This is a genomic window from Agreia sp. Leaf244 (genome assembly GCF_001422695.1).
Classification (GTDB): domain Bacteria; phylum Actinomycetota; class Actinomycetes; order Actinomycetales; family Microbacteriaceae; genus Agreia.
In genome coordinates, this window is sequence record NZ_LMLX01000005.1 from 180,958 (window position 1) to 202,452 (window position 21,495).

Consider the following 21,495-nt stretch of genomic DNA (forward strand, 5'->3'; position numbering starts at 1 on the left):
ATTCGTCGTCTGTGGAGTTAGCTAGGAATGTGTCCACACCTCCCACCCCCGTCATGCAGCGCCTGGTCCTGATCGTCGCCGTGCTCTCCGCCTTCGTCGCGTTCCTCGACGGTACCGTGATCACGGTCGCGCTCCCCGCCATCACACGAGAACTCGGAGGCGGCATCGTGACGCAGCAGTGGGTGATGGACGCGTACCTCATCACGCTCGGCTCCATCATCCTGCTGGCCGGTTCGCTGTCCGACGTCTTCGGGCGCAAGCGGGTGCTGTTCTGGGGTGTCGTCGGGTTCGGCGTGTCGTCGTTGATCTGCGCGGTGGCTCCCACCGCAGGGGTGCTCATCGGGGCGCGGGCGCTCCAGGGAGTCGCAGGGGCGCTCCTCGTCCCCAGTTCCCTCGCCCTGATCCTCTCCGCGTTCTCCGGCCCGGCCCAGGCGAAGGCGATCGGGTCGTGGACAGCGTGGACGAGCACGGCTTTTCTCGCCGGGCCACTCATCGGAGGCCTCCTTGTCGACCTCGTCTCGTGGCGGCTCGTCTTCGCCATCAACGTGATCCCGATCGCCGTGACCCTCTTCTTCCTCGCCCGGCTTCCCCACGACCGTCCGGCGGCGCCGGGATCCCGCGTCGATGTGATCGGCGCGGTGCTCGGAATCGTCGGCCTGGGTCTGCCCGTCTTCGCGCTTATCGAACAGTCCAGGTTCGGCTGGACGAGTCCCGTCATCATCGTTCCCGCATGTGTCGGTGTCGTCTCGTTCGTTCTCTTCATCGTGCACGAGCGGCGCACGGCGCAGCCGATGATGCCGTTGTCGCTGTTCCGGGTGCGCAATTTCTCGGTGGGCAACGTCTCGACGTTCCTCGTGTACGGCGCGCTCTCGCTGGGAACCTTCCTCCTCGCCGTGTTCCTGCAGCAGGTGGCCGGTTACACCGCCACCCTGGCAGGCCTGAGCATGCTCCCCACCACGATCATCAGCATCGCCCTCTCGACACAGGTCGGCCGGCTCGCCGGAAAGTACGGATCGCGGTTCTTCATGTTGGTCGGGCCGATCGTCGCGGGTGCCGGGTTCTTCCTGCTCCTGCGCCTCTCGAGCACGGCCGACTACTGGAGCGAGGTCTTTCCCGGGATCGTCGTGTTCGGACTGGGCATGACCATCACGGTCGCGCCACTGACCTCCGCCATCCTCGGTTCCATCGAGCCGGCCCGTGCGGGCATCGCCTCGGCCGTGAACAATGCGGTCTCCCGGGTCGCGGGCCTCATCTCGGTCGCGGCCGCCGGGCTCATCGTGGGAGCGAATCTCGATGTCGACGGATTCCACCGCGCCGCGATCGTCACCGGTGTGCTCCTCGTCCTCGGCGGCATCGTCTCAGGAATCGGTATCGTGAATCCCCGCCGCTCGGATGCGCCCGAGAAGGCGCCGACAGCGGCATGACGTCACCAGACGTGCGGCTGGCCTATCTCGGCGACGAGGTCTACGCGCTGCTGCAGGCCGGCGACCTCGCCGCGGCGTCGCTGCGGGCGGGCGTCGAGCTGCCTCGGCAGTTCACCACCACCGAATCGTGGCTCTGGCCCGTCTTCCGGGCAAAGCTCGCCGCAGACCCGCTGGCGGAGCCTCTTCTCGTCAGGGCGATCGTCGACCGGCAGACAGGCGTCGTCGTCGGCCACGCCGGGTTCCATGCATCTCCGGATGCCCGGGGCATGGTCGAGATCGGATACACCGTTCTCGAGAACCACCGCAGGCAGGGATACGCCACGGCGACGGTCGCCGTGCTGCTTCGTGAGGCGGCCTCGCGGGGAGCCCGCAGCGTGCGGGCAAGTGTCAGCCCGCAGAACGAGGCCTCACTCGCCGTCGTTCGGCGCCTCGACTTCGTTCAGGTCCGGCAGCAGATCGATGAGGAGGACGGGCTGGAGCTCGTCTTCGAGCGGGCCCCCGCCGGCGCGGTCGACGAGGCCCCTCCCAGCCGCTGAACAGGAACGCCCACGCTCGATGGTCCAGACTGGGCCACAGTCATCCGTCGCGCGCCGTGGCGCGCGATCTCGTCATCCCCGTCACCCTGTGAGGCCCGCTCGTGCGCAAATTTCCCGTCATCCTCGCCGTCTCGGCCCTCGCCCTGACCCTTGCTGGATGCTCCGGTTCGCCGTCGCCCAGCTCCACGCCGGGCGCGGGCGCGACGAGCGCGCCGCAGGCCGAGGCGGGTTCGTGCACCGACACTCCGAGCGGCGACGCCTCCGATTCGATCTCCGTCACGGGCGACGCGGGAGCGAAGGCGGAAGCGACGTTCGATTCGCCCGTCGACCTCGACACCACCCAGCGCACCGTGCTCTCCGAGGGCGACGGCTCCAAGGCCAACGTCGGCGATCTGGGCATCCTCAACTTCACCCTCTTCAACGGAACGTCGGGCGACGAGGTCTTCTCCACCTACGACGAGGGTTCGGCGGCGCTCAGCATGGTCGTCGACGCGACCCAGTTCCTTCCCGGGCTGGTGAAGGGCGTCGAGTGCCTCAACGGCGGCTCGCGCATCGCCGTGGCCGTTCCGGCCTCGGAGGGCTTCGGCGAGGCGGGCAACTCCTCGCTGGGCATCGCCGCCACCGACCCGCTCGTCTTCGTGGTCGACTTCGGCCAGGTCGTCGCGGTCACCGACCCCGACCAGCTCAAGGCGAACGGTGCCGTGCAGCCGGTCGTCGACGGTGTGCCGACCGTCGTCGATGCCGAGGACGGCACCCCGACGGTGACCATTCCCGACGCCGCGCCGCCGGCCGACCTCACCGTCACCGTGCTGAAGAAGGGCGACGGCAAGGTCGTCGAGTCGGGCCAGCCGTCGATCGTCCAGTACCAGGGCAGCATCTGGGGCAGCAAGACGGTGTTCGACCAGAGCTGGGGGAAGACGCCGTTCGCGGTTCAGCCCGGCAGCACAGTGCAGGGCTTCGAAGCGGCGATCACCGGCCAGACCGTGGGATCCCAGGTCATCGTCTCCATCCCGCCGGCGCAGGGCTACGGAGACCAGGGACAGGCGCAGGCGGGCATCTCCGGCACCGACACCCTGGTGTTCGTCATCGACATCCTCGCCGCGTAGCACCGCGCGCCCTCAGGGCCGTTCGCACCCAGGTGCGAGGATAGCGATGTGAAACGCGTAGTCATCCTTGGTTCAACCGGCTCGATCGGCGTTCAGGCGCTCGACGTCGTTCGCTCGAATCCCGAGAGATTCGAGGTGGTCGGGCTCGGGGCCGGACGCAATAGAGAACTCCTCGACGAGCAGGCCGCGGAGTTCGGAGTCGCCGACACCGCCCTGGGCGCCGACGAGGCCTCGCACCTCGTGCGAGACGTCGATGCCGACGTCGTCCTCAACGGAATCACGGGCTCTGTCGGGCTCGGGCCCAGCGTCGCGGCACTGAAAGCCGGACGCGTTCTCGCCTTGGCCAACAAGGAGAGCCTCATCGTGGGCGGCGACCTGCTGAAGGATCTCGCCCGCCCGGGCCAGATCGTTCCTGTCGACTCCGAGCACTCCGCGATCGCCCAGGCATTGCGCGCAGGGTCTCCGGAAGAGGTCGAGCGACTGGTGCTCACCGCGTCGGGCGGGCCGTTCCGCGGGCGGAGCCGGGCGTCGCTCGTCGACGTGACCCCCCGCGAGGCCCTCGCGCATCCGACCTGGGACATGGGGCTGGTCATCACGACCAACTCGGCCACGCTGGTGAACAAGGGCCTCGAGGTCATCGAGGCGCACCTGCTGTTCGACGTCGCCTACGGACGGATCGACGTCACCGTCCACCCCCAGTCGATCATCCACTCGATGGTCGAGTTCATCGACGGCTCCACCATCGCGCAGGCATCGCCGCCCGACATGAAGCTGCCCATCTCTCTCGGTCTCGACTGGCCCAACCGGGTGCGCGGCGTCGGCCGCCCCCTCGACTGGACGTCGGCGCAGACCTGGACATTCGAGCCGCTCGACTCCGAGGCGTTCCCCGCCGTCGAGCTCGCGAAAGAGGTCGGCAGGGCCGGGGGCAGCTACCCGGCGGTCTTCAACGCGGCGAACGAGCAGGCCGTCGCCGCGTTCCACGCCGGCCGCATCGGATTCCTCGACATCGTCGACACCATCCGCAGCGTCGTCGAGCGGCACGACGCACCGGCCGAGATCTCCCTCGACTCGCTGGCGGCGACGGAGGAGTGGGCGCGACGCACCGCCGATGAGCTCATCGCAAGCTGACTGACGGCGGGAACACGGCCGGCGTCCAGCGAAACGCCAGCAGTCGAACGACACCGCGCTGTAACGTGTGCACGTGGAAACGGTCCTGCAGTTCATCATCGGCGTGCTCGTCATCGTCCTGGGCCTCGCCGTCTCCATCGGCCTGCACGAGGTCGGACACCTCGTTCCGGCGAAGCTCTTCGGGGTCAAGGTCACGCAGTACATGATCGGCTTCGGGCCCACCCTGTGGTCCCGGCGCCGCGGCGAGACCGAGTACGGGCTGAAGGCCATCCCCATGGGCGGCTACATCTCGATGATCGGCATGTTCCCGCCCGCGAAGACGGGCGGCGCCGTACGCAATGCCAGTACCGGATTCTTCAACACCCTCGTGCAGGACGCACGCGAGGTGAGCGCAGAGACGATCGGCGACGACGACGACCGGTCGTTCTATCGACTCCCCGTATGGAAGCGCATCATCATCATGGCCGGCGGCCCCGCCATGAACTTCGTCATCGCCATCGTGGTCTTCGCGATCGTGCTCTGCGGTTTCGGCCTGTCGACCACCACCATCGGGTCGATCAGCCAGTGCGTGCTTCCCGCCACCAGTGAGCGGCAGACGTGCGAGGCATCCGACACCCCGGGCCCGGGCGTCACCGCCGGCTTCCAGGAGGGTGACATCATCACCGCCATCGACGGCGTTCCGGTGGCCGACTGGAACGAGTCGACCGCCATCATCCAGAAGTCGCCGAACAAGTCCCTCTCCGTCGAGGTGCAGCGCGGTGGAGGGCAGACGACCCTGACCGTCGTTCCCCTGCTCGCAGAGCGCTACGTGCAGAACGCCGACGGCGAGCAGAAGCTCGACGCAGACGGCCAGCCCGTCACGCAGGAGGTCGGCTTCGTGGGCATCGGTCCGAAGCAGGAGCTCGTGCCGCAGAGCCCCGCCGCCGTGCTGCCCTTCGTGGGTGAGAACATCGCCAATGTCGTGAACCTCATCCTCCACCTGCCGCAGAGACTCGTCGACGTGGCCAACGCCGCATTCGGGCCGGGGGAGCGCGATCCGAACGGCCCCATCAGCGTGGTCGGCGTCGGGCGTGCGGCGGGAGAGATCGCGAGCATCGAGCAGGTGCCCCTGGGTTCCAAGGTGGCAAGCCTCCTCGGCTTGGTGGGCTCCCTCAACGTCGCGCTCGGAGTGATCAACCTTGTTCCCCTGATGCCGCTCGACGGCGGACACATCGCCGGCGCCCTGTGGGAGGCCATCCGACGCGGCTTCGCGAAACTGTTCAAGCGCAGGGATCCCGGCCCCGTCGACACGGCTCGGCTGATGCCGCTCACCTTCGGTGTGGTCATCGTGCTGGGCGCGATGAGCGCGCTGCTCATCTACGCAGACATCGTCAAACCGATCAATCTCTTCGGCTGAGCACCGTCGTACTCCAGAAGCAGCTGTACTCCTGAGGGAGTATGGGCGGTCGCCCCGTCGGGCGGACGACGACGGGGGAGCCGCTCGCTAGCATCGAGACCATGAGACCGCAGCGACCGCCGCACGATCCGAATCCTCGGGGTCGTGACGACTGGGGCGCGCCGGCCTGGTCGCCCGGCCCCCATGGGCGATTCGGCGACGGCCGACGCCATCCGCACGGCCCGCATTCCGGATGGCGAGGCGCGTACGGCATCGGCCCACGGGGCCCGTTCGTTCCGCCGCAGGCCCGGCTCTGGCTGCCGGTCATCGTCTCTCTCGTCGTGCAGCTCGCCGTCGTCACCGCCCAGTTGTCGGCCGCGTCGCCCCCTGTTCCGCCTGCGGGTGTCGCCGTCGCGCTCCTTCTCTCGGTGCTCGGCCCTGCGGCCCTGATCGGTGCACGCCGCTTCGCCGGCCCGGCCGTGGTCGCCGTGACCGTGGTGGCGGTTGCGGATGCGCTCGTCGATCCCGCGGTCTTCTCCGCCTACGTGGCCGTCCTGTTCGCCGCGGCCCTCGCGGTCGTGCGCGGCGCCGGCGTGTGGGCCGTCGCATCCGTGACCGTGGGATGGGCCGCGAGCTTCGTGGGGGCCGGGCTCCTCGGAATAGCCTGGGAGCCGGTGCCGGTGGTGCTGCTGACGGCGGGGCTCGTCGTCTCGCTCGGATTCGGCTCGTCGATCCGCTCCAGACGGGAGCGCTTCGCGCAGCTGCGGACCCTGCAGAGTCGGCGCCGCGTCGATGCGGCACAGCAGGAGCGGGTGAGGATCGCCCGCGAGCTGCACGATGTGCTTGCGCACTCGCTGTCGTCGATCAATGTGCAGGCGGGCGTCGGGCTGCATCTCCTCGAGTCCCAGCCCGACAAGGCCGGTGAGGCCCTGGCCGCGATCAAGGCGACGAGCAAGCAGGCCCTCGATGAGGTCAGGAGCGTGCTCGGGATCCTGCGCGGCGATGCCGACGAATCCGAGGCGCCGCTCGTGCCCGAGGCCGATCTCGCGAGCCTGCCCCGGCTCGTCGAGAACATCCGGTCGGATTCCCTCTCCGTCGAGCTCGACTCCGATCTCCGCTCGGCGCCGTCTGCGGCGGCGCAGCTCGCGCTGTACCGCATCGCCCAGGAGTGCCTCACGAACATCGTGAGGCACTCCGGCGCGACGTCCGCCCGCGTCGAACTCCGGGAGGTCGGCGACGACCTGATCCTCCGGGTGAGCGACAATGGCAGGGGAGTCGCCGACGATCTCGGCGACGTGGCGGGAAAGGGCCTCTTGGGCATGCGGGAGAGGGCAGAGCTGCTCGGAGGACGCCTCGAGGCGGTCACCCTCGAGCCGCACGGCTTCGCCGTGACCGCGACCATTCCCCGGTCGACGGACCGCTCCTCTCCGATGGCCGGCACCCGATGATCAGGGTCGTGATCGCCGACGACCAGCAGCTCATCAGGGCCGGCTTCGCGGCGCTCCTCGCGAGCGAGGCCGACATCGACGTCGTCGGCGAGGCCTCGACCGGCGCCGAGGCCGTGGAACTCGTGACGCGACTGCGCCCCGACGTCGTGCTCATGGACATCCGGATGCCCGACGGCGACGGCATCTGGGCGACCCGGCAGATCGTGGCCGACCCCGAGAGTGCGGCGACCCGCATCGTGATCGTCACCACGTTCGAGCTCGACGACTACGTGGTCGACGCGATCCGCGCGGGCGCCTCGGGCTTTCTCGTGAAGGACACCGAGCCGGTCGAGCTCATCAGGGCGGTGCGGGTCGTGGCGGCGGGCGACGCGCTGCTCTCGCCCGGCGTGACGAAGCGGCTGCTGGGGCGGGTCGCCGGCGGCCTGTCGGCGGTGGTCGACACCGAGGCGCTCTCCGTACTCACCGATCGGGAGCGCGAGGTGCTGGCCCTGGTCGGGCACGGGCTCACGAACGAGGAGATCGCGGCGAGGCTGTTCCTCAGCCCTCTCACAGCGAAGACCCACGTGTCGAGGATCATGCAGAAACTCGGCGCCAGGGACCGAGTCCAGCTCGTCGTGACGGCCTATGAGACACACCTCGTTCGCACCGGCTGGAGCGGCCGATAGAGCGAGGCAGGCTCGGGCCGTTCGGGTGACGCCTACACTGGATGACGTGGCTGCTATCAATCTGGGAATGCCGAAAGTGCCTGAGACCCTCGCACCTCGGCGCAAGTCCCGTCAGATCAAAGTCGGCAAGGTTCTCGTAGGCGGTGACGCTCCCATCAGCGTCCAGTCGATGACCACCACCCCGACTCCGAACATCAACGCGACTCTCCAGCAGATCGCCGAGCTCACCGCGTCGGGATGCGACATCGTGCGCGTGGCCGTGCCGAGCCGCGACGATGCGGAGGCTCTGCCGATCATCGCGAAGAAGAGCCAGATCCCGGTCATCGCCGACATCCACTTCCAGCCCAACTACGTGTACGCCGCCATCGATGCGGGCTGCGCTGCTGTTCGGGTGAACCCCGGGAACATCCGAAAATTCGACGACCAGGTCGGCAAGATCGCCGCGGCGGCCAAGGCCGCGGGCGTCTCCATCCGCATCGGCGTCAACGCCGGGTCGCTCGAGCCCTCGCTTCTGCAGAAGTACGGAAAGGCCACGCCGGAGGCCCTCGTCGAGAGCGCCGTCTGGGAGGCCAGCCTCTTCGAGGAGCACGACTTCCACGACTTCAAGATCTCGGTCAAGCACAACGACCCGATCATCATGGTCAAGGCCTACCGCCTGCTCGCCGAGCGCGGCGACTGGCCGCTGCACCTCGGAGTCACCGAGGCGGGCCCCGAGTTCCAGGGCACCATCAAGAGCGCCACAGCGTTCGGCATCCTTCTCTCCGAGGGCATCGGAGACACCATCCGCGTGTCCCTGTCGGCACCGCCCGCGCAGGAGATCAAGGTCGGCCTGCAGATCCTGCAGTCGCTGAACCTGCGCGAGCGCAAGCTCGAGATCGTGTCGTGCCCCAGCTGCGGACGCGCTCAGGTCGACGTCTACAAGCTCGCCAACGACGTCACCGACGGTCTCGAGGGCATGACCGTGCCCCTGCGCGTCGCCGTGATGGGATGCGTCGTCAACGGACCGGGCGAGGCCCGCGACGCCGACCTGGGCGTCGCATCCGGTAACGGAAAGGGTCAGATCTTCGTCAAGGGAGAGGTCGTCAAGACCGTGCCCGAGTCCGAGATCGTGTCCACGCTGATCGCGGAGGCGAACCGGCTCGCGGCCGAGATGCCGCCGGCCGACACGTCGACAGGCAGCCCCGTCGTGACCGTCGGAGCCCGATGAGGCACGAGCCTCTCACTCCGGCCGAGATGGAGCGGGCGGGCACCGTGGTGCACGCCATCGAATCGTCGTATTCGGCCACCGTCGTCGGTCAGGTGACCTTGCGCCGCGCCCTGCTCGTCGCCCTCGTCGCCGGCGGCCACGTGCTGCTCGAGAGCGTTCCCGGGCTCGCGAAGACCACCGCGGCGACGACGCTGGCCCGGGCGATCCACGCCCAGTTCACGCGCATCCAGTGCACCCCCGACCTGCTGCCCAGCGACATCACGGGCACGCAGGTGTTCGACGCGCGCACCAGCACCTTCGAGACCCAGCTGGGCCCGGTGCACTCCAACTTCGTGCTGCTCGACGAGGTCAATCGTTCGAGCGCGAAGACGCAGAGCGCCATGCTCGAGGCGATGCAGGAGCGCCAGACCACCATCGGCGGCACCGTGCATCCCCTGCCGGAGCCGTTCCTGGTGATGGCGACGCAGAACCCGATCGAGCAGGAGGGCACCTACCAGCTGCCCGAGGCCCAGATGGACCGGTTCCTGCTCAAAGAGATCATCGACTATCCGACGATGGAGGAGGAGCTCGAGGTGCTGCGCCGCCTCGACGCCGGAGTCTTCGACGCCTCGAGCCAGCACGAGGGGTCCGTGTCGCTCGACGACGTGCTCTTCCTGCAGGACGCAGCGTCCCGTGTCTACGTCGACGACGCAATCCGCAACTACATCGTGTCGATCGTCTACGTGACGCGCAATCCGCTCAACTACATCGGCGAGGAGCTGGCGGGCTACGTCGAGTACGGGGCGAGCCCGCGGGGAACGATCGCGTTCATGCAGGCCGCCCGTGCGCTGGCCCTGCTGTCGGGCCGGGCCCACGTGGTGCCCGACGACGTCAAGGCCATCCGGCATGCCGTGCTGCGGCACCGCGTCATTCTGAACTTCGAGGCCGACGCGGAGGGTGTGCGTCCCGAGGCCGTCATCGACGCGGTCTTCGCGTCCGTCCATACGCCCTGACCCGATGGACGGTCTGCTCGTGCGAATCAAGTCGCGGATGTTCATCCACGCGCACCGCAAGGCGCTGCATCTGCTCGACGGTGAATACGGCTCGCTCGTCACAGGGCGCAGCATGGACTTCGAAGATCTGCGCAGCTACGTGGCTGGCGACGAGGTGCGCGACATCGACTGGAAGGCCACAGCCAGGCACGGTTCGACCCTGGTCAGGCGCTACACGGCTCTCCGCCGTCAGACCGTGCACTTCGTGCTCGACACCGGGCGCAATATGGCGGCCAGGGCGGCAGACGGCGAGGCGAAGAGCGAGGTGGCCCTCACCATCGTGGGCGTGCTCGGCTACCTCGCCGTGAGGCACGGCGACGAGGTCTCGCTGCTGTCCGGAGACTCCGAGCGCACGATCCGGCTTCCCGCCCGATCGAGCGAGAACCACCTCGAGCGGGTGCTGCGGGCGATCGACGCGGCGCACGGCCTCGACGCCCCGCCGAGCGACATCGATCGTGCGCTGGGGCTCGTCGCGCGCACGGTTCGTCGGCGGGCGATCGTCGTCGTGATCACCGACGACACCGTGCTCGGGCCGGAGCAGACCAGGGTCGTGCGGCGGCTGCGCGCCCAGCACGAACTGGTCTGGGTCACCGTCGGCGACATCGACCCTCTGAGATACGCGGGCGCCGCAGCCGTCGACGACGGCTGGAGAATCCCCGAGGCCCTTCGCGCTGATCGGCGGCTCACCGCCGAGCTCACCCGCTCGATAGACGACGAGATCCGTGCACGGCAGGCGATGTTCGACGATCTCGGCGTCTCGCACCGCCGCATCGGCCGGGTCGACGACGTCGTCCCGTCTCTTCTGCATCTGTTGAAGGCGCGGTCCCGTGCCTGATACCGAACTCATTCCCCCCATCGGCTACGGCGGCGGCCTTCTCGTCGTCGGCATCGTCCTGCTGGTGCTTGTCGTCGTCACGATCCTGCTCATCGCCCTGCTGCGCCGTCGTCGGCCCGCGACGTCGCCCGCTCCGATGCGGCCGGGCGGTCTCGCCGGAATCAAGGCGGATCACCACGCGAGAATCAGCGCCATCGAGGCGGAGTTCGCGGCGGGCACCCTGTCGGCTCGGCGTGCCCACCACCGGCTCAGTGCCGTGGTGCGTGACTTCGGACGGGCCGTCAGCGGCATCGACGCCCCGGTGATGACGCTCACCGAACTGCAGTCCGTGTCGCTGCCGACGGTCACCACGGCGGTCGCCGAGTACTACCCGGCGGCATTCGAGCCGGAGGACCGCACCGACATCTCCTCCTCCGTCGTGCGGGCGAGGCAGGTGATCGAATCGTGGGCCTAGCCAATGCCTGGATCCTCATCGGGCTCATCCCCGTTGTCGTGGCGGTCGTCGTCGCGTCGCGACTGGCGCGTCGTCGGCGACCATCGGATGCCGCCGTTCCGGTCGCGCACACGGGTCGCCTGACCCGGCTCCCGGGCTTCATCGCGGCCGTGTCGAGGATGCGTGCCCTCACGATCACGGCGATCGTGCTGGTCTCCCTCCTGGGCGCGACGGCGGCGGTGCTCGCGGCCCGACCCATCGTGACCTCGACGGAGAAGCCGGCCACGTTCACCCGAGACGTGGTGCTCTGCCTCGACGTGTCGGGATCGATGACCGATGTCGACATCGATGTGCTCGCTCGGTTCACCGAGCTCTCCGAGGGTTTCGAGGGGGAGCGTCTGGCGCTCGTCATCTTCAACTCCTCTGCCGCCCAGGTGTTTCCGCTGACCGACGACTACGACTACATCGCCGAGCAGCTCGAGGCGGTGCGATCGAGCCTCGACGGCACCGGCACGTTCAGCGACGCGTTCGGCGGAACGCTCACCGGAGAGGGGGCGTCGCTCATCGGTGACGGCCTCGCCTCGTGCGTGCTCACTTTCGACAGAACCGACGAGGAGCGCTCCCGTTCGGTGGTTCTGGCGACCGACAACGATATCAACGGCATCCCCATCATGACCCTCGACGAGGCGGGTGCATTCGCGAAGTCCCGCGATGTGCGGGTGTACGGCATCGATCCGAGCGTCTCGAACCCGGGCGACTCGGAGGATTCCGCCGAGTTCCAGCGGGTCGTCGACTCGACAGACGGCGACTACTTCGTGCTCGACTCGGCCGACACGGTGCCCGCCATCGTCGACAGCATCGAGGCGACGGAGGCGGCCCTGGTCGACGACGAACCTCAACTGCTCGTGACGGATCAGCCGGTCATCTTCACGATTCTCGCCATCGTGCTTCTCGGGGCACTGCTTGTCGTCGTCTGGAGGGCCAGGCTGTGACCCTCTCTCCCGCCTTCCCATTACCCCTCGTCGTCGCCGTGTTCGTCGTTCTCCTGGGATTCGTGGTGTGGCAGCTCGTGTCGCGAGGCAACCGCAGCCGCCGACTCTCGTGGTCGCTTCGGGCCGCGATGGTCGTCCTCCTGCTGTTGGTCGCCCTGCGCCCCGGAGTCTCGGGCGGCGGCGGTGTCGAGGCGACGACCGATGTCGACGTCTTCTTCGTCGTCGACACGACGACGAGCATCGTGGCCGAGGACTACGACGGCTCCGACCCGCGACTCGACGGGGTGAGGTCCGACATCGTCGACCTCGTCGAGGCCTACCCGGGAGCGAAGTTCGCACTCCTGTCGTTCGACAGCTCGGCGATCGTGCGTGTTCCGCTCACCTCCGACGCGACCGCGATCGCGAACGCATCCGAGGTCCTTGCCCCCGAGATCACCATCTACTCGACGGGAAGCAGCATCTCGCAGGCCAACGACCTGCTCGCCTCGACCCTCGAAAGGGCCGAACAGGCGGAGCCCGACCGCTCCCGCATCGTGTACTACTTCGGCGACGGCGAGCAGACCTCGTCGGCCCCGGTGGAGAGCTTCGAGGACTCGGCGCAGTTCGTGAGCGGCGGATACGTGTTCGGTTACGGCACCGACGCCGGCGGCGCCATGCGAGAGCAGACGGGGTACTACGACGACGACAAGAGCGACGACGGGTATGTGACCGACGATTCGGGTTCGCCGGCACGATCGGTGATCGACGAGCAGAACCTGCGCGCCATCGCCGACCAGCTGGGCGTCGAGTACGCGCATCGGACTGCTCCCGGGGGTGCGCCGCGCGCCGACGCCAGCGCGTCGTCGATCCGCTCCGACTCCGATCCGTCCGGGGGCGGCGTCATCGAGCTGTACTGGATTCCCGCCGCGGCACTCGTGCTGCTGGTCGCAGCCGAGGCCGTCGTGGTGCTGCGCCGGCTTCGCGAGATCCGTGCGGCTGCGGATCGACAGGGGAGCGGGGCATGATGCGCAGACGCACCAAGGCCGGCCTGATCGCCCTGCCCGCGACGGTGATCGCCACGGTGGTGGCCGTGAAGCTGATCGGCGTTGTGCTCGTGTCGGGGCAGGTTGCCGCAGCATACGAGCGGGAGGACTACGTCTCCGCGACATCGTCGGCCCGGTGGTTGACCGTGCTCAACGTCATCGAGCCGTGGAAGGCCCACTTCGCCGTCGGCGACGGGCTCGCCGGCCAGGGCCTCGATGCGGATGCGCAGGCCGAGTTCGAGCGGGCGCTCGGCATGGCCGCTCCCGCAGACCAGTGCCCCGTGCGGGTGAACCTCTCGCTCGTGCTCGAGCGGCAGGGCGACGCGGTGATCGCGGCCGATCCGACCGAGCGAGACGAGGCATCCGCGTTCTACGACCAGGCGCTCGAGGTCATCGACGAGGCGGACGAGTCGTGCACCCGGCCGCCGGAGAACGGGGAGGACGGCACCGACGACGAGCTGTCGGACTCGGAGCAGCGGCTCACAGACAAGAAGGAGGCGCTCGAGGAGCCCTCTGACGAAGAGTCCGACACCGGCGACGACCAGCCGTCCGACGACGGAACCCCGAGCGACGCCACCGTGGAGCAGCTCGAGGAGAAGCTCCGCGACGCCGGGCAGGACCGCAGCGACCAGCAGACCGCGGAGCGCACCCCGAGCAGTCCGGACTACGTCGACAAGCCCTGGTGATCGACGTGCAGGGCGGTCTTACGCCGCGAACACAGGGAATTCCGAAGTTCACTCGCTAGTTTCGGGAATCTTGCCGACCTCCCTCCGGGGCCCGACACAGGAATCCGATTCTCATCAGCTCGTTACGCTCCTCCTCATCCATCACTCCGCGACACGGCCGCCTCGGCAACCGCTCCAGCTTCTGGACTGTCATCCGGCTCGTCGCGATCGTCGCCGTCGTCGGCGTCGTGAGCACGGTCTCCATCGCGGCCATCGCCGTGAACAGCCTCGCCTCAGAGGTGCAGGCGAATACGGTCGATCTCGGCAATGAAGACGACGTGCAGCAACTCGTCGACGTGGGAGCGATCGAGGGTGGAGTCAACGTGCTGATCGTGGGCAGCGACACCCGCATCGATCAGCTGGCCACCCCGGGCGACGACACCGACGGCGCCCGCAACGACGTCACCATGCTGATGCACATCAGCCAGGATCACCAGAACGTCAGCGTCATCAGCTTCCCGCGCGACACCATGATCGACATGCCAGAGTGCACCGACCAGGGCGACGGCGAGGTCAAGCCCGCCCAGGACTACCAGCAGCTGAACACCGCCCTCGGCAAGGGAGGGCTTCCCTGTGTGGTGTCGGCCGTCGAGCAGATCACCGGCCTCACAATCCCCTACGCGGGCGTGATCGCCTTCGACGGGGTCGCCGCCATGACGAGCGTCGTCGGGGGAGTCGACGTGTGCGTCTCCCAGGCCATCAACGATCCCTACAGCCAGCTGTCGCTCAGCGCGGGCGTGCACACGCTGTCGGGAACCGAGGCCCTGGCCTTCCTGCGCACCCGCGAAGGCGTCGGAGACGGCAGCGACCTCGCCCGCATCAGCTCGCAGCAGGTGTACCTGTCGGCGCTCGTGCGCAAGCTGCTCTCGAGCGACACGCTCACCAACCCGGTCACGCTCTACGGCATCGCGCGTTCTGCACTGACGAACATGCAGTTCTCGACGCAGCTCGCCTCCGTCGACTCCATGGTCTCGATTGCGAAGGCCCTGCAGGGCGTGCAGCTCGACAAGGTCGCGTTCCTGCGGTATCCGGTCGCCGGAGATCCCGACGATCCCAACCGGGTCGTGGTGAACGAGGCCGACTCCGAGATCCTGAACCTCGCCCTGGCGAACGACACGCCGCTCGACCTCAGCCAGGTCGCGACGGCCGACTCGGCGACATCGGCCGACGGCACCGACGATGTCCCGGCCACCGATCCGGCGACGGATCCTGCGGCCGACCCGGCAGCCGATCCTGCTGCCACGGCGACACCGGATGCCGGGGGAGCCACCGTTCTGCCCGACTCCTTCACGGGTCAGACGGCGGCCGAGGTCACCTGCTCGGTGGGCAACTAGCCCCGCTGGCGGGTCTACGCCGCGTCGGTCAATAGACTGGTGGGCGTGTCAGTTCGCCTCAGCAACTATTTCCTCCGTACCCTCCGCGAAGATCCCTCCGATGCGGAGGTCGCCAGCCATCGCCTTCTCGTGCGCGGCGGCTACATCCGCAGGCAGGCGCCGGGCATCTTCGCCTGGCTGCCCATCGGCCTGCGGGTCAAGGCGCGCATCGAGAACATCATCCGCGAGGAGATGACCGCCGCCGGCGCGCACGAGGTGCATTTTCCCGCGCTGCTTCCCAAGGAGCCCTACGAGGTCACGGGTCGCTACACCGAGTACGGCGACGGCATGTTCCGACTCAACGACCGGCACGAGGCCGGCTACGTTCTGGCCCCGACGCACGAAGAGGTCTTCACTCTCCTCGTCAAAGACCTGGTGAACAGCTACAAGGATCTGCCGCTGTCGATCTACCAGATCCAGGACAAGTACCGCGACGAGGCTCGTCCGCGCGCGGGCCTGCTGCGCGGGCGCGAGTTCACCATGAAGGACGCCTACTCGTTCGACGTCACCGACGAGGGGCTCGAGGCCTCCTACCAGGCCCAGCGCGCGGCATACGAGCGCATCTTCACGAGGCTCGGCCTCGAGTACGTGATCGTGAAGGCCGACGCCGGGGCGATGGGCGGCTCGAAGAGCGAGGAGTTCCTGCACCCCACGCCCATCGGCGAGGACACCTTCGTTCGCAGCGCCGGCGGCTACGCGGCGAACGTCGAGGCGTTCACCACCACGCCTCCCGCACCCCGTTCCTACGACGGCCTCACTCCTCCCGATGTGCACGACACCCCCGACACCCCCACGATCCAGACTCTCGTCGACGTCGCGAACGCTAACCACCCCCGCCCCGACGGCCGCTCCTGGACCGCCGCAGACACGCTGAAGAACGTCGTCCTCGCCCTGCGTAACCTCGACGGCAGCCGCGAGCTCGTCGTCGTCGGTCTTCCCGGTGACCGCGAGGTCGACCTCAAGCGCGCCGAGGTGGCCTTCGCACCCGCCGAGGTCGAAGCCGCCATCGAGAAGGACTTCGTCGCGAACCCCGGCCTCGTCAAGGGCTACATCGGACCGTGGTCTGTCGACGGGCCCGTGCTGGGCACGACCGGCAGCACCGGCATCCGGTATCTGCTCGACCCCCGCGTCTCCGACGGCAGCGGCTGGATCACGGGCTCGAACCAGCATGGGCGTCACGTCTTCGGTCTCGTGGCCGGACGCGACTTCTCGTCGGACGGCACGATCGAGGTCGCCCAGGTGCTGGCCGGCGATGAGGCACCCGACGGCTCCGGACCCGTCGAGCTCGCACGCGGCATGGAGATCGGCCACGTGTTCCAGCTCGGACGCAAGTACGCGGAGGCACTCGGCCTGAAGGTTCAGGACGAGAACGGCAAGCTCGCGACCGTGACGATGGGCTCCTACGGCATCGGCGTCACGCGCATCCTGGCCATCATCGCCGAGCTCAACAACGACTCCAAGGGTCTTATCTGGCCCAAGGCCGTCGCCCCCTTCGACGTGCACGTCGTCGCCACCGGGCGCGACGCGGCCGTCTACGAGACCGCCGAGACGATCGTCGAGGCGATCGAGGCATCCGGCCTTGACGTTCTCTACGACGACCGGCCCAAGGTCTCGCCCGGGGTCAAGTTCGGCGACGCCGAACTGCTCGGCGTACCGACGATCGTGATCGTCGGCCGGGGCGCCGTCGACGGCGTCGTCGAGCTGTGGGACCGCGCATCGGGTGAGCGCACCGAGGTGGCGGTCACGGAGCTGGTCTCCCGACTCCGCTGATTCCTCCGGGCGGTACCGCGGAGTCGATCCGTCGGGTAAATTGGTCTGTTGGACCCGACGCCATCCGCGTCGGGGGACCACGAACTTAATACAGAAGAAGGAGGCCGGGTTATGGACATCGACCTCAGCGTGCTCAGGCTCTTGGAGCGCGAGCGGGAGATCCCGTTCGACGAACTGGTGGAGATCATCGAACAGGCGATCCTGACCGCCTACATCAAGCACACGACGCCGGTTCTGCCGGTCGACGCGCCGAAGGACACCCCGGCGCCCGTGGCCAAGACCGCGCGGGTGCACCTCGATCGCAAGAGCGGACACGTCAGCATCTACGTGCCCGAGGTCGACGACGAGGGCGCGGTCATCGGCGAGAGCGAAGACAGCCCGAGCGACTTCGGCCGCATCGGTGCGTTCGCCGCCAAGCAGGTCATCAACCAGCGTCTTCGCGACATCGCCGACGACGCCGTTCTCGGCGAGTTCAAGGGCCGCGAGGGCGACATCGTGGCCGGCATCATCCAGCAGGGCCCCAACCCGCGCATGATCCACGTCGACCTCGGCACCATCGAGGCCATCCTGCCTCCCGAGGAGCAGGTGCCGGGCGAGGACTACTCGCACGGCTCGCGCATCCGGGTCTACGTCACGAGCGTGTCGAAGGGCACCAAGGGCCCGTCGATCACCGTGTCGCGCACGCACCCCTCGCTGGTGCGCAAGCTCTTCGCCCTCGAGGTTCCCGAGATCGCGTCGGGCGCCGTCGAGATCGTCTCTCTCGCCAGAGAGGCGGGCCACCGCACCAAGATCGCCGTGCGTGCGACCGAGCCCGGCATCAACGCCAAGGGCGCGTGCATCGGCGAACTGGGCCAGCGGGTGCGAGCCGTCACGAGCGAGCTGGGCAACGAGAAGATCGACATCGTCGACTTCTCGACCGACTTGCCGACGTTCGTCGCGAATGCCCTGTCTCCCGCCAAGGTGTCGAGTGCGTTCGTCATCGACGAATCGTTGAAGGCCGTTCGGGCCCTGGTTCCCGACTACCAGCTCTCCCTCGCCATCGGCAAGGAGGGCCAGAACGCCAGGCTCGCCGCGAAGCTCACGGGTGCCAAGATCGACATCCAGCCCGATTCGGTGATGGACGAGGCCTGAGGCCGCGTCATCACAGGGATCGATTCGGGGGAGGTGTAGTATGGAACCCGTAAGAACGTGCGTCGGTTGCCGCGCGCGTGCCGATCGATCCTCACTTCTGAGGGTCGTCGCCCGGATTCCAGTCGTGGTCGTCGATGAGACGGCCGTTCTGCCCGGCCGGGGCGCGTGGGTGCATCCCCGCATCGAGTGCGTCGACACAGCGCGAACACGCAAGGCCTTCGGCCGGGCGTTGCGCGTCACGACGGCGCTCGACACGTCTCCTGTTCTCGAATTCCTCGAGCGGGAGACGATTCATCCATCAATCCGCAGACATTCAGTTTCTACAGAACAGGCTGAAACGTACATCGTGACCAACTAATGAGTGACAACTAATGAGCGGCTCCAAATGAGCCCCGCGCACAACTAATGGTCTGCCCCTGTTTGGGAGCGGATCCCAGACAGGAGAATTGTGGCTGCAAAACCACGCGTACACGAAGTCGCCGCCGAACTCGGCGTCGACAGCAAGATCGCCCTCGCGAAGCTGAAAGAAATGGGTCAGTTCGTCAAGGGCCCCTCGTCGAGCATCGAACCGCCCGTCGCCCGTCGCCTGAAGGAAGCCCTTCTCGCCGACGGTGCCGGTAGCGCGACGCCGACGCCCGCCCCGGCCAAGGCCGCCCCGTCGCCGGCCCGCCCCGGTGGAGCACGCACGACGGCGACGCCCGGTCCCGCTCGTCCCGCCGCTCCGGCAGCGCCGACCCCGGCCGCACCGGTCGTGGAGACCCCCGCCGCCCCCGCGCCAGCCGCCTCCCCGGCGGCTCCGGCGGCTCCGGCAGAGACTCCCGCCGCAGCTCCGACCCCCGCTCCCACGGTCGAGACCAGCCAGCCCGCGGCCCCCGTCTCCACGGGTGAGACCGCACCCGCCGGAGGTGCGCCCCGTCCGGGTGCCCCGCGTCCCGGCAACAACCCCTTCGCCAGCCAGCAGGGAATGCAGCGTCCGGGTGCCCCGCGCCCCGGCAACAACCCCTTCGCCAGCCAGCAGGGCATGGGCACCACCCCGGCACCCCGAGCGGGTACCGGCGGCGGCTCGACCGGCGCCATCCCGCGTCCGGCGGCTCCCCGTCCCGGTGCACCTCGTCCGGGCGCTCCGCGTCCCGGCGGCGCAGGCCAGGGTGCACGTCCCGGCGGATTCGGACAGCGTCCCGCAGGCGCCGGCGGCGGATTCCGTCCCGGTGGCGCGGGCGGCGCCCGTCCCGCGGGCGGCGGCTTCCAGCGTCCCGGCGGCGCTCCCGGAGCGACTCCCGGTTTCGGTGCTCCCCGTCCCGCGGGTGGTGGCGGCCGCGGTCGTGGCCCCGGTGGCGGCACGGCCGGAGCATTCGGTCGCGGCGGCGGTCGTGCCAAGGCACGTAAGTCGAAGCGCACGAAGCGGGCAGAATTCGAGCTGCGGGAAGCCCCGTCGCTCGGAGGCGTCAGCGTTCCCCGTGGTGACGGCTCGACTGTGGTGCGACTGCGCCGCGGCGCATCGATCACCGACTTCGCCGACAAGATCGACGCGAGCCCCGGAAACCTCGTGACCGTGCTGTTCCACCTCGGTGAGATGGCGACGGCCACGGAGTCCCTCGACGAGGCGACCTTCGACATCCTCGGAGAAGAGCTCGGCTACAAGATCCAGATGGTCTCCCCGGAGGACGAGGATCGCGAGCTGCTGAGCGGCTTCGACATCGACATCGACCAGGAGCTCGAAGACGAGACCGACGAGGATCTCGAGATCCGTCCGCCGGTCGTCACCGTCATGGGCCACGTCGACCACGGTAAGACCAGGCTCCTCGACGCCATCCGCAGTGCCAACGTGGTCGCCGGCGAGGCCGGTGGCATCACCCAGCACATCGGTGCCTACCAGGTCTCTGCCGAGCACGAGGGCATCGATCGCAAGATCACCTTCATCGACACCCCGGGCCACGAGGCGTTCACCGCCATGCGCGCCCGTGGTGCGCAGGTCACCGACATCGCCATCCTGGTGGTCGCGGCCGACGACGGCATCATGCCGCAGACGGTCGAGGCGCTGAACCACGCCCAGGCGGCGAACGTGCCGATCGTGGTCGCGGTGAACAAGGTCGACAAGGTCGGCGCGAACCCCGCCAAGGTGCGCCAGCAGCTCACCGAATTCGGCCTTGTCGCCGAGGAGTACGGCGGAGACGTGATGTTCGTCGACGTGTCGGCGCTCAACAACATCGGCATCAAGGAACTCCTCGACGCCGTGCTGCTGACCGCAGACGCCGGACTCGACATGCGGGCCAACCCCAACAAGGATGCCCGCGGCGTCGCCATCGAGGCGAAGCTCGACAAGGGCCGTGGTGCTGTCGCAACCGTGCTCATCCAGTCGGGAACGCTGCGCGTCGGCGACCCGATCGTCGCCGGAACCGCCTACGGCAAGGTCCGGGCCATGCACGATGAGGATGGAAACATCGTCACCGAGGCCACGCCCGCCCGCCCCGTGCAGGTGCAGGGACTCTCGACGGTGCCCCGCGCCGGCGACACCTTCCTGGTCACCGAAGACGACCGCACCGCTCGGCAGATCGCCGAGAAGCGCGAGGCCGTCGAGCGCAACGCCCTGCTCGCCAAGAGCCGCAAGCGCATCTCGCTCGAGGACTTCACCCGTGCACTCGAAGAGGGCAAGGTCGAGTCGCTCAACCTCATCATCAAGGGTGACGTCTCCGGTGCCGTCGAGGCACTCGAGGAGTCGCTGCTCAAGATCGAGGTCGACGATTCGGTGCAGCTGCGCATCATCCACCGTGGTGTGGGTGCCGTCACCGAGTCCGACGTCAACCTGGCAACGGTCGACAACGCGATCATCATCGGATTCAACGTTCGACCCGACACGAAGGCGCGCGAGCGCGCCGCTCGTGAGGGCGTCGACGTTCGTTTCTACTCGGTCATCTACTCCGCGCTCGAAGACATCGAGAACTCGCTCAAGGGCATGCTCAAGCCCGAGTTCGAAGAGGTCCAGTCGGGTGTTGCGGAGATCCGCGAGGTGTTCCGTTCCTCCAAGTTCGGAAACATCGCCGGTGTCATCGTGCGCTCGGGAACCATCACGAGGAACGCCAAGGCGCGGGTCATCCGCGACGGCGTCGTGGTCGGCGACAACCTGGCCATCGAGTCGCTGCGTCGCTTCAAGGACGACGTCACCGAGGTTCGTACGGACTTCGAGGCCGGTATCGGTCTCGGCAAGTTCAACGACATCCAGATCGGCGACGAGATCGAGACCATCGAGATGAAGGAGAAGCCGCGCGTCTAGTCCTCACGGACAAAGATTAGCGT

At 68.2% G+C, this 21,495-nt stretch carries 19 protein-coding genes; all 19 read left to right on the top strand.

The genetic code is table 11. The features are described from left to right. Positions 1-29: 29 nt before the first annotated feature. Positions 30-1,424: a DHA2 family efflux MFS transporter permease subunit gene (locus ASF06_RS15145; protein WP_326942073.1), complete on the top strand. Its 1,395-nt coding sequence runs from the start codon at positions 30-32 to the stop codon at positions 1,422-1,424. Beyond that, positions 1,421-1,960: a GNAT family N-acetyltransferase gene (locus tag ASF06_RS15150; RefSeq protein ID WP_055948940.1), complete on the top strand. Its 540-nt coding sequence runs from the start codon at positions 1,421-1,423 to the stop codon at positions 1,958-1,960. Before ASF06_RS15145 ends, ASF06_RS15150 begins: the two co-directional genes overlap by 4 nt. 101 nt (positions 1,961-2,061) lie before the next feature. Next, on the top strand, positions 2,062-3,066 hold the full coding sequence (locus ASF06_RS15155; protein ID WP_055948944.1) for an FKBP-type peptidyl-prolyl cis-trans isomerase: 1,005 nt from the start codon (positions 2,062-2,064) through the stop codon (positions 3,064-3,066). A 48-nt stretch (positions 3,067-3,114) separates the two neighbouring features. Then, a complete protein-coding gene (gene dxr, locus ASF06_RS15160; RefSeq protein ID WP_055948947.1) occupies positions 3,115-4,194 on the top strand; it encodes a 1-deoxy-D-xylulose-5-phosphate reductoisomerase in 1,080 nt (359 codons plus the stop codon). Between the two features lie 73 nt (positions 4,195-4,267). Beyond that, the gene (locus ASF06_RS15165) at positions 4,268-5,590 is read left to right on the top strand and encodes a M50 family metallopeptidase (RefSeq protein ID WP_055948952.1); all 1,323 of its coding nucleotides are present in this window, start codon (positions 4,268-4,270) and stop codon (positions 5,588-5,590) included. 101 nt (positions 5,591-5,691) lie between these two features. Next, complete coding sequence (locus ASF06_RS15170) at positions 5,692-7,017, top strand: sensor histidine kinase (RefSeq protein ID WP_055948955.1); 1,326 nt, start codon at positions 5,692-5,694, stop codon at positions 7,015-7,017. Further along, on the top strand, positions 7,014-7,682 hold the full coding sequence (locus tag ASF06_RS15175; RefSeq protein ID WP_055948960.1) for a response regulator: 669 nt from the start codon (positions 7,014-7,016) through the stop codon (positions 7,680-7,682). Before ASF06_RS15170 ends, ASF06_RS15175 begins: the two co-directional genes overlap by 4 nt. A gap of 46 nt (positions 7,683-7,728) precedes the next feature. Next, positions 7,729-8,889, top strand: a complete 1,161-nt coding sequence (gene ispG, locus ASF06_RS15180; RefSeq protein ID WP_200920394.1) for a flavodoxin-dependent (E)-4-hydroxy-3-methylbut-2-enyl-diphosphate synthase — start codon at positions 7,729-7,731, stop codon at positions 8,887-8,889. Continuing rightward, positions 8,886-9,881: an AAA family ATPase gene (locus ASF06_RS15185; protein ID WP_055948963.1), complete on the top strand. Its 996-nt coding sequence runs from the start codon at positions 8,886-8,888 to the stop codon at positions 9,879-9,881. The genes ispG and ASF06_RS15185 overlap by 4 nt, the downstream gene beginning before the upstream one ends. Before the next feature lie 4 nt (positions 9,882-9,885). Then, positions 9,886-10,755, top strand: a complete 870-nt coding sequence (locus ASF06_RS15190; RefSeq protein ID WP_055948966.1) for a DUF58 domain-containing protein — start codon at positions 9,886-9,888, stop codon at positions 10,753-10,755. Next, entirely contained in the window at positions 10,748-11,209 is a 462-nt protein-coding gene (locus ASF06_RS15195; protein ID WP_055929322.1) for a hypothetical protein, read from the top strand. Before ASF06_RS15190 ends, ASF06_RS15195 begins: the two co-directional genes overlap by 8 nt. Next, on the top strand, positions 11,200-12,180 hold the full coding sequence (locus ASF06_RS15200; protein ID WP_055948971.1) for a vWA domain-containing protein: 981 nt from the start codon (positions 11,200-11,202) through the stop codon (positions 12,178-12,180). Before ASF06_RS15195 ends, ASF06_RS15200 begins: the two co-directional genes overlap by 10 nt. Continuing rightward, on the top strand, positions 12,177-13,184 hold the full coding sequence (locus ASF06_RS15205) for a VWA domain-containing protein (protein ID WP_055948975.1): 1,008 nt from the start codon (positions 12,177-12,179) through the stop codon (positions 13,182-13,184). Before ASF06_RS15200 ends, ASF06_RS15205 begins: the two co-directional genes overlap by 4 nt. Further along, positions 13,181-13,888 carry a hypothetical protein gene (locus ASF06_RS15210; RefSeq protein ID WP_055948984.1) on the top strand — a complete coding sequence of 236 codons (708 nt, stop codon included), beginning with the start codon at positions 13,181-13,183 and terminating at the stop codon, positions 13,886-13,888. The genes ASF06_RS15205 and ASF06_RS15210 overlap by 4 nt, the downstream gene beginning before the upstream one ends. Positions 13,889-14,115: 227 nt before the next feature. Further along, entirely contained in the window at positions 14,116-15,261 is a 1,146-nt protein-coding gene (locus tag ASF06_RS15215) for an LCP family protein (RefSeq protein ID WP_055929310.1), read from the top strand. A 45-nt stretch (positions 15,262-15,306) separates the two neighbouring features. Then, positions 15,307-17,070 carry a proline--tRNA ligase gene (locus ASF06_RS15220; protein WP_055949717.1) on the top strand — a complete coding sequence of 588 codons (1,764 nt, stop codon included), beginning with the start codon at positions 15,307-15,309 and terminating at the stop codon, positions 17,068-17,070. A gap of 111 nt (positions 17,071-17,181) precedes the next feature. Next, positions 17,182-18,201 carry a transcription termination factor NusA gene (gene nusA, locus ASF06_RS15225; RefSeq protein WP_055948987.1) on the top strand — a complete coding sequence of 340 codons (1,020 nt, stop codon included), beginning with the start codon at positions 17,182-17,184 and terminating at the stop codon, positions 18,199-18,201. Between the two features lie 40 nt (positions 18,202-18,241). Then, entirely contained in the window at positions 18,242-18,559 is a 318-nt protein-coding gene (locus ASF06_RS19255; protein ID WP_082500992.1) for a YlxR family protein, read from the top strand. Between the two features lie 90 nt (positions 18,560-18,649). Beyond that, complete coding sequence (gene infB, locus ASF06_RS15230) at positions 18,650-21,472, top strand: translation initiation factor IF-2 (RefSeq protein WP_055948990.1); 2,823 nt, start codon at positions 18,650-18,652, stop codon at positions 21,470-21,472. Positions 21,473-21,495 lie beyond the last annotated feature (23 nt).

Coding starts and splice junctions, on each gene's coding strand:
- ASF06_RS15150 (WP_055948940.1), top strand. CDS start 1,421: ATGACGTCACCAGACGTGCGGCTGGCCTATCTCGGCGACGAGGTCTAC.
- ASF06_RS15170 (WP_055948955.1), top strand. CDS start 5,692: ATGAGACCGCAGCGACCGCCGCACGATCCGAATCCTCGGGGTCGTGAC.
- ASF06_RS15175 (WP_055948960.1), top strand. CDS start 7,014: ATGATCAGGGTCGTGATCGCCGACGACCAGCAGCTCATCAGGGCCGGC.
- ASF06_RS15185 (WP_055948963.1), top strand. CDS start 8,886: ATGAGGCACGAGCCTCTCACTCCGGCCGAGATGGAGCGGGCGGGCACC.
- ASF06_RS15190 (WP_055948966.1), top strand. CDS start 9,886: ATGGACGGTCTGCTCGTGCGAATCAAGTCGCGGATGTTCATCCACGCG.
- ASF06_RS15210 (WP_055948984.1), top strand. CDS start 13,181: ATGATGCGCAGACGCACCAAGGCCGGCCTGATCGCCCTGCCCGCGACG.
- nusA (WP_055948987.1), top strand. CDS start 17,182: ATGGACATCGACCTCAGCGTGCTCAGGCTCTTGGAGCGCGAGCGGGAG.
- ASF06_RS19255 (WP_082500992.1), top strand. CDS start 18,242: ATGGAACCCGTAAGAACGTGCGTCGGTTGCCGCGCGCGTGCCGATCGA.